At 38.1% G+C, this 2,626-nt stretch carries 3 protein-coding genes and 1 pseudogene; all 4 read right to left on the reverse strand.

Annotated elements, in window-relative coordinates; genetic code table 11:
* Nucleotides 1-573 (reverse strand): annotated as a pseudogene (locus AC29Z1_RS05835) (hypothetical protein); the annotation flags it as partial.
* 96 nt (nucleotides 574-669) lie between these two features.
* Nucleotides 670-1,596, reverse strand: coding sequence for a patatin-like phospholipase family protein (locus tag AC29Z1_RS05840; RefSeq protein ID WP_488270517.1), 927 nt, complete (start codon nucleotides 1,594-1,596; stop codon nucleotides 670-672).
* Nucleotides 1,597-1,707: 111 nt separating this feature from the next.
* A complete protein-coding gene (locus tag AC29Z1_RS05845) occupies nucleotides 1,708-2,424 on the reverse strand; it encodes a class I SAM-dependent methyltransferase (RefSeq protein WP_488270520.1) in 717 nt (238 codons plus the stop codon).
* Nucleotides 2,421-2,626: hypothetical protein (locus AC29Z1_RS05850; protein ID WP_488270518.1), on the reverse strand; the 206-nt coding region annotated here is incomplete at its 5' end. The genes AC29Z1_RS05845 and AC29Z1_RS05850, both read right to left, overlap by 4 nt.

Genomic DNA, 2,626 nt, shown 5'->3' on the forward strand with positions numbered 1-2,626 from the left:
AAGTATAACTTCAAAAGCTCGGGCAATTTTACATTGTGAAAATGATTTTTCACGATATATGGGTATAAAATGGCGCAAATAGCCAATCGTGCAATCTCCAACTTTGCCGCCGTCATATGTCCCAGGCTGAATAATTGGATCACCAATGCTGGCACGTTTGTCAGTTCCATCAGTAATATTGGCCAACACATGATTATTAGATAATATTAGAAGCTCACCGGTGATTTTATCTTTAACTACAGCACCAAAAGTGCCTGCCGAAATTTTGTAATGGCCAAGACTCATACCAGGCTGCGCTGGACGGCAATACTCTAGTCGCCGCCGATTAAAAAACCGAATCTCTCCTACTTCGATGATATCTGTAGCTATACCATCCATTATTTTAGGTAATAAAGCACTTCGTTTTAAGTCTGATTTAGGATATTTTTTTTTAACAAGGATTGTGATCGCATCTTTTCCAGTGTTTTCACCACGTACATACTTATGCCCCTGGCCAACCCCTACTATATTATTTTCAAAATCATAGGATTTGAAAAGCTCACGAAATAATAATGGTATATTCCTTCTATTCATTCCCCCTGCCTCCCTATTCAGACTTTTGGATGTCTATTTCCTATTTAGTGTATTTCAATGTATGATATGCAGAGGAAAATAAACAAGAAACTGTAATCAACTTGAAAGCATCTCTTTAATTTCTTTAATTTTTTCAAGAGTTGCATGGTAACCACGCTTAATATATTCCTGCGATTGTTTAAAATCCTTATGATTTAAATCATGAGTCTGAGGTCTAATAATCACATCAGCATATTGCTCTGACTTCATTAGTGTAACTTCTCTTCCCATGATTTCAATACATTGCATTAGAATTTCACCAACTGAGTTAATCTCATAATTGGGCTGACCAGCATAACCTAGGTCAACAGCAATAATTTTATTTGCACCCATATGATTTAAAATATCTGTAGGCAAGTTGTTTTTTACAGCTCCATCCACGAGTGTCATTCCACGATACTTTTTAGGAAAAAAAACTCCAGGTATGGAAATACTGGCTCTGACAGCTTCGCTTAGTAACGTATTATGATAATATCTAGCATTAAGAATCGCTCGATTCTGGGGCAAAGGAGATGTAAAAAAGACGGTATCGGCAGAATGTATATCAACAGCAGTTATTGCCAGTGGTATCTTAGTATCACGGACCGTTTTCTGCTGCCATAAGTTGGTGAAAAATTTTTCTATTTTCTCTCCTTTAATTAAACCTGTAGGTAATACTGACCAAAAGCGGAATTTTCCATGAACCAGCCATTTGATGCCGTGCTTGAGCAAATCAGAAGTAGTGATTTTTAAATCGATCAAATCTGAAAGATCGATATTTTTTATAATGGATTGCATTTGCTGCGGTGAGTATCCACAAGCATACATACTGGCAACAATAGCCCCTGCGCTAGTTCCAGAAATATAATGAATTGGAATGTTATGATCATCTAAAGCTTTAAGCACACCGATATGTGAAATGCCCCTTAGCCCGCCGCCACTTAAAGCAACCCCAACCGTGGAAGGACGGAAACTTCGTGGGCGATTATTAATTGTGACAAGCATTGTGCCCACCTCGCATAATTCCCTTCTCTATTATGTTATGAGAGAATAGCGAGTCTGTGATTAAGAGTAAAACAGTAAAAAACAGAGACTACTATGTCTCTGTTTTATCAACTAACTATTCTTTTTAGCCAAAATTATCATTCGCGGCGTTTCAGAACTGTAGGCGCGTCCGTCAAACCCTCCATACGTAGCGATAATAGATAGGCCGCTTTGACTAAATATATCAGCCATTTCAGCTAACGAATAAGCTCTTAAAACAAATTCATACTGAGTTTTAACACCAGTAACTTGATTAATCAGCTGCCGTTTCATGGTAGCAATACCTTTTTCTAGCTCGACCTTGTAGGATAATACATACTCGCCGCTTGGGTGCTTCCAATAGCGATTCAAACTGTTGCGAAGCATCCATTCCTTATTCAATAAATCAATCAAAAATAAACCTGCTGGCTGCAGTGCTTTAGAAACTAATTTAATGATATTCGCATTCTCATCATCACTAAAATAACCGAAAGCAGCAAACATGTTAATTACCGCTGAAAACTGGCAATTATAGTCCAGTTCACGCATGTCTTTCTGCACGAAGGTCATATTTACATTAGCTTCTTTGGCTTTTTGTGCAGCAATGTCCAAAAAATCTTTGGTAGCATCTACCCCGGTTACAACATAGCCTTGTTTGGCTAGTTCTATCGCATGGCGTCCATAACCACAGTATAAATCCAAAATGGATTGACCAGGACTTAAATTTAACACATTAGTAATAAAGCGTACCTCCTGGTCTGTGCCAGCTAACGAATATGCCTTATAATCGCCTATCACTTCACGAGTCATTTTTGACACACCACCAGTACATACTTATCATTCGTAGGCTTTTTTTTGCAGCAGTTGTGGTTATAAGCGATGGTCACTGTATAAACAACTACAAATTCTATCAGAACCTTTTGCTGAATATAATGCAGCATCCGCAGCAATAAGCTCAATTTCGTCGGATGCATTACAGGGAAGCTGGCAATAATACCTATACAAACCGTAA

This window comes from Sporomusa sp. (assembly GCF_057736855.1).

Excerpts from the sequence above, each read along its gene's own strand:
- AC29Z1_RS05845 (WP_488270520.1), bottom strand. The coding sequence starts at position 2,424 with ATGACTCGTGAAGTGATAGGCGATTATAAGGCATATTCGTTAGCTGGC.
- AC29Z1_RS05840 (WP_488270517.1), bottom strand. The coding sequence starts at position 1,596 with ATGCTTGTCACAATTAATAATCGCCCACGAAGTTTCCGTCCTTCCACG.